Below are 4,640 nucleotides of genomic sequence, written 5' to 3' on the forward strand. Positions count from 1 at the left end.
TTTTACTCTGAGGTATCTTTTTATCAACCACCTTTCTTGGAATTCCCTATGTTTGTATTATACAGGAAGCTCCTTTTTCTTAGTTTCTAAACATTTCTATACAATACCATTATACTATGTATACTGTCCCATAAACTTCCCTTTCAAATATCATCTGCCCCTATGTCTTTCTTTCCTTTTCTGCCGTTTCAGTCCAAACTGCCGCTGTTTCTCTGCTTCCCGTTGTTCTCGTCTCACAATTTTGCGTTCAGTTTTCAACTGCTCCTGCTGTAATTTCAAAGCCTGTTGTGATTTTGTTCCTATCCCGGTATTCTTTACCTGTTTCCGCACTTCACGCTGTACTCGTTTAGGATTGCGACTAGCTACTTTTACATCAGTTGCCACAGCCGGACTAAACCGTAACCGATAGTAATTTTTCAGAACAAAATTATAAATCTCATAGTCCTTTGGTTCTGCCCCAAACATAACCTTACATACAGATAGCTTTCCATCTGCTACACGTTCAAACACTCCCACCCAAAACGGTTCCTCAAAAAATACTGTCAACTTTCCCGATACTTTGTCCATGACAATTCCTCCTTAAAATAATTGTAATGAACAAAGAACGGACGACCCTAAGGAGGGAGGGCTACTTACACCAAATCGGTGCGACTGGACTACCTACCAGTTCTGCAAAATTGCCTTGCGTTGTGTTTTTATCTTTGCCCCTATATATTACCACATAACCGCTTATTTTGCTATAAAAATGTGGCAATTCGCTTAATAGTGTGAACTGCCACATTATCACATTTTCCTTATCCGAATTAACTTACATGGTTCTAGCACCATGTTCAAATCATTATTTCTCGCAACAGAGTTCCATTTCCACATGCAACATCAAGGACAACATTACCCTCATACAAATCTATAGTGTCAGATAGTTCCATAATATGAAATCTTGTATATTGTCCTTCCCTTGACGCATCATATTCAGATGCTTATCTTTTTTATTAAATTTAGCATTTCCGATAAGTTATTGCTGTATTATTATCTGAATTATGCTAGAATATATGGAGAGTACAGAATTGAGAGGTAAGCTATGGACGTAACGATACGAGAAATACAAAAACAGGAATATCCGTTACTGGATAATTTTCTATATGAAGCAATCTTTATTCCAGAGGGTATCGAACCTCCACCTAAAACCATCATTACATCCCCCGAATTACAGGTTTATGTTGAGCATTTCGGGGAATCAAAAGATGATTGGGGATTAGCAGCAGAAGTTGACGGTAAGATTGTTGGGGCTGTTTGGGTTCGCATTATGAACGATTACGGACATATAGATGATGAAACGCCCTCTTTGGCAATCTCTCTTTATAAAGAATACCGGGGCTTTGGCATTGGAACGGCTATGATGAAAGGAATTCTTACCCTGCTTAAATCACATGGGTACAGTCGGGTTTCTCTTTCTGTTCAAAAAGCCAATTATGCGACAAAGATGTATTTAAAGATTGGTTTTGAGATTGTAAAGGAGAATGAGAAAGAATATATTATGGTGTACTGCCTATAACAAATTTATAAATAAACTGGAGAAAGGACATTCCATTTATGAGAATCCGGCCGTATATATCAAGCAAAGATTACGAATATGTATCAAAATGGATTGATGACGAAAGAACTCATGCTTTTTGGTGTGCAAATCTTTTGCCATATCCCATGACACAAAAATCTTTCCATGATTTATTAGAGAAAAATGCTATGGACTGGACAGACAGTGCTTATGTAGCAACTGAAAACAGCGGACAGGCAGTAGGCTTCTTCTGTTATTCTGTCAATACAGCAGACAATATTGGTTTTCTTAAATTTGTTATTGTTGATAAAACCAAACGCGGAAAAGGTTACGGAAAAGAAATGCTGAATCTGGCTCTGCAATTCGCTTTTCAGATAACCGGCGCAAAAGCGGTTCAACTGAATGTTTTCAGTGAAAACGTATTAGCAAAGCAATGTTATGAAAAAGTCGGCTTCGTTGAAAGAAAGATTGATAAAGATGTATTTGCATATAAAGATGAGTTGTGGAGCAGATGTAACATGATAATTTCAAAACAGTCACTCTGATTTTCAGAAAGGATACATGACTATGGTATTAGGAGAACGGATAAAGAGAATACGCACGTTCCGGGGCTTGACACAGCGTGAACTAGGCTTGAAATTGGGATATGCGGAACGCAATGCTGATGTTCGTATCGCACAGTATGAATCCGGCTATCGTGTTCCCAAAAACAACACTTTAATGGAAATGGCAAAGATACTGAACGTCAATTATATTCATTTTATTGGTGTCACTCCCGGTTGTGCCGAAGATATTATGCTTACATTCCTTTGGCTTGACGAAGATGACCGCAGCACGATCCACTTATTTCAGCTTGTCCGCAACTCCGGCAAATGCAACGCTTCTGATGATAAATCGGTGCGTTACTATGACAATGATGATTGGCCTGCTCATGCCCCGGTGGGTATGTGGCTAGAGTATGGATTAGTCAATGATTTCATGCGGGAATGGTGTCTGCGGAAAGAGCAGTTGAAAAGCGGAGAGATTTCAGAGGACGAGTATTTTGAATGGAAAATCAACTGGCCTGCTACGAGTAGTAAGGTTGATTACAATGGAAAAGATGATAAAAAATGCAGTTACCAATGGCGTAAAAAATAACTTCCGTATTATAAGCATATTTGCTTTATAATAAATACATTAATGAAAGGGCTGATGCAGATATGAAAAATAATCAAAATTGTGTTTGGAGGATACACGGAAAATAATCCTCCAATAAATAAAATCGGAGGAATTACCATGAATTTTTTATCAATCACATCATCTGACGATATGTGGGAAAAAGTAAGCCAATTTGCGCAAAGCTGCTCATGGAGAGCCGGAAAATCTCTATCCCAAAATATGTCTGACAACACTTTTACAGATTGGGAACGTGTGATAGTTGCTTTGCACGAAACTGATATTGCGGGCTACTGTACTGTTGCAAAAAGTGATTGTATTCCAAATGTTTCATATACGCCTTACATTGGCTATATGTTCGTTGATGAAAAATATCGAGGACAACGCCGAAATTGAAAAAATCTATATGCGTGAGATATAAAAATTTTCATTATTCACTCATATAGGTATCAAAAAGGTATCACGCTCCACATCAAAAGCCGGAAAGTCCGCTGTTTATGCGGCTTCCCGGCTTTCTGTTTACTATTCGAACTCTTCTCACAAGAATTTAATCTGCCTTATTTCCTGTGTTCTACATATGTGTATTTTGGCTATTTTTCTTTTTATTCGCCTTTATTCCACTTTTCAAAATTTTTTGTACTCAAAATGCACTCATATATTAACACATTGTCAATCGTTTGTCACCCTCTAATCGTAATGTCCCCTGCATGAGATAATTACGACAGTCTCCCGCTCCACCGCATAGACAATCCTGTGTTCATCGTTGATACGGCGGCTCCAAAAACCGCTCAAATTGTCTTTCAGCGGCTCCGGCTTGCCAATGCCCTCAAAGGGGCTTCGCCGCATGTCCTTTATCAACATATTGATACGCTTCAGGACGGCTTTGTTGGTCTGTTGCCACTGACATTAGTCTTCCCATGCAAAATCCCATTGTATCCGTTTTATCTGCATAAGCCCCCTATTCCTCAATCAGTTCATGTTCCGCCAGTTTCAGCCGCCCTGCCTTGTAATCCTCCATTTTCTTTTCCAGGTAGCGGATATTGCTTTCGCTGTAAAAGGGGTCTGGGTCTGCGGTGATTTCAAAGGGGATTCTTCTTTCCTGTGCCACTTTCGTACAGAAAATGGTGATTGCCGTGGTAAGGTTCATTCCCATTTTCCGGCAGATTTCTTCTACGGATTCTTTTAGTTCTGCGTCCATGCGGAAATTTACGCTTGTCTGTGCCATACGTTGCACCTCCTTTATGTCCACCTACATTATAGAAAAACAAATATGGCTTTCTATAACCGAATACGGCGCAAAAAGATGCGCCCTTTTATCGGAATCGAAAGGATTGCTTCCGATAAATATATTATATCGTGTTTTGGATATTTGTAAAGCTATTTCTTTATATTTTTGCATATTTTCTTTACATGCTTTCCCTTTTTTCACAATATATGCTTTTCTCACCCGTCTTTTTCTTCTTCCACCACACACTTATCCAAAGCATATGCCAAAAAAGTCCCAATCAGTTCATTCCTGCTATGTCCTGTTCTGGAAGAAATATCATCAATCTGCGCCACAATTTCTTCCCTGATTCTGATTGAGAAAACTTTGTATCCGTCTTCTCCTTTTGCTTTCTTAGGTTTTATCACTAAATTATCGTTCTTCATATTGCACCTCCGTTCAACCATATTTTATGCTTGAAATTCAGTGCTATATATGTTGCTATTTATGTTATACTTTTATGTTATAATGTATTTGAATCTTTAAGAAAATCGAGCGATAAAAAGAAAGGAAACGCCTATGAAGCCGGAATTATACAATGACCTCAAAAAATACGCCTACAGTTCCTTTGAGTATGCCCATGCGGGCTTGTACGTAAACGGTGGATAGTGCGTACCTATACAAAACAGGAGCAAACCTGTATGATAAAAACAGATTTGCTCCTGTCTT

At 38.7% G+C, this 4,640-nt stretch carries 7 protein-coding genes and 1 pseudogene; 4 read left to right on the forward strand and 4 right to left on the reverse strand.

Features of this window, described 5'->3' with window-relative positions:
• Positions 1 to 150: 150 nt before the first annotated feature.
• Positions 151 to 567, reverse strand: coding sequence for a YjdF family protein (locus tag NFS35_RS28485; RefSeq protein ID WP_251210327.1), 417 nt, complete (start codon positions 565 to 567; stop codon positions 151 to 153).
• Positions 568 to 1,078: 511 nt separating this feature from the next.
• Here NFS35_RS28485 and NFS35_RS28490 point away from each other — a divergent pair.
• The 4 genes from NFS35_RS28490 to NFS35_RS28505 all read left to right on the forward strand — a co-directional run bounded on the left by NFS35_RS28490 (position 1,079) and on the right by NFS35_RS28505 (position 3,103).
• A complete protein-coding gene (locus tag NFS35_RS28490) occupies positions 1,079 to 1,552 on the forward strand; it encodes a GNAT family N-acetyltransferase (RefSeq protein WP_251210328.1) in 474 nt (157 codons plus the stop codon).
• 38 nt (positions 1,553 to 1,590) lie between these two features.
• Positions 1,591 to 2,097, forward strand: coding sequence for a GNAT family N-acetyltransferase (locus tag NFS35_RS28495; protein ID WP_251210329.1), 507 nt, complete (start codon positions 1,591 to 1,593; stop codon positions 2,095 to 2,097).
• Positions 2,098 to 2,119: 22 nt separating this feature from the next.
• Positions 2,120 to 2,689: a helix-turn-helix domain-containing protein gene (locus tag NFS35_RS28500; protein ID WP_251210330.1), complete on the forward strand. Its 570-nt coding sequence runs from the start codon at positions 2,120 to 2,122 to the stop codon at positions 2,687 to 2,689.
• A 138-nt stretch (positions 2,690 to 2,827) separates the two neighbouring features.
• Positions 2,828 to 3,103: a GNAT family N-acetyltransferase gene (locus NFS35_RS28505; RefSeq protein WP_251210331.1), complete on the forward strand. Its 276-nt coding sequence runs from the start codon at positions 2,828 to 2,830 to the stop codon at positions 3,101 to 3,103.
• Between the two features lie 291 nt (positions 3,104 to 3,394).
• Here the strand turns inward: NFS35_RS28505 and NFS35_RS28510 are convergent.
• From NFS35_RS28510 to NFS35_RS28520, 3 genes and pseudogenes are all read right to left on the reverse strand, one after another.
• Positions 3,395 to 3,598 (reverse strand): annotated as a pseudogene (locus tag NFS35_RS28510) (Txe/YoeB family addiction module toxin); the annotation flags it as partial.
• A 67-nt stretch (positions 3,599 to 3,665) separates the two neighbouring features.
• A complete protein-coding gene (locus NFS35_RS28515) occupies positions 3,666 to 3,932 on the reverse strand; it encodes a type II toxin-antitoxin system RelB/DinJ family antitoxin (RefSeq protein WP_251210332.1) in 267 nt (88 codons plus the stop codon).
• Positions 3,933 to 4,150: 218 nt separating this feature from the next.
• Positions 4,151 to 4,357 carry a CopG family transcriptional regulator gene (locus NFS35_RS28520; protein WP_251210333.1) on the reverse strand — a complete coding sequence of 69 codons (207 nt, stop codon included), beginning with the start codon at positions 4,355 to 4,357 and terminating at the stop codon, positions 4,151 to 4,153.
• Positions 4,358 to 4,640 lie beyond the last annotated feature (283 nt).

It is taken from the genome of Acetatifactor aquisgranensis, from assembly GCF_943193215.1.
Classification (GTDB): domain Bacteria; phylum Bacillota; class Clostridia; order Lachnospirales; family Lachnospiraceae; genus Acetatifactor; species Acetatifactor aquisgranensis.

Coding starts and splice junctions, on each gene's coding strand:
- NFS35_RS28485 (WP_251210327.1), bottom strand. CDS start 567: ATGGACAAAGTATCGGGAAAGTTGACAGTATTTTTTGAGGAACCGTTT.
- NFS35_RS28490 (WP_251210328.1), top strand. CDS start 1,079: ATGGACGTAACGATACGAGAAATACAAAAACAGGAATATCCGTTACTG.
- NFS35_RS28495 (WP_251210329.1), top strand. CDS start 1,591: ATGAGAATCCGGCCGTATATATCAAGCAAAGATTACGAATATGTATCA.
- NFS35_RS28500 (WP_251210330.1), top strand. CDS start 2,120: ATGGTATTAGGAGAACGGATAAAGAGAATACGCACGTTCCGGGGCTTG.
- NFS35_RS28505 (WP_251210331.1), top strand. CDS start 2,828: ATGAATTTTTTATCAATCACATCATCTGACGATATGTGGGAAAAAGTA.
- NFS35_RS28515 (WP_251210332.1), bottom strand. CDS start 3,932: ATGGCACAGACAAGCGTAAATTTCCGCATGGACGCAGAACTAAAAGAA.
- NFS35_RS28520 (WP_251210333.1), bottom strand. CDS start 4,357: ATGAAGAACGATAATTTAGTGATAAAACCTAAGAAAGCAAAAGGAGAA.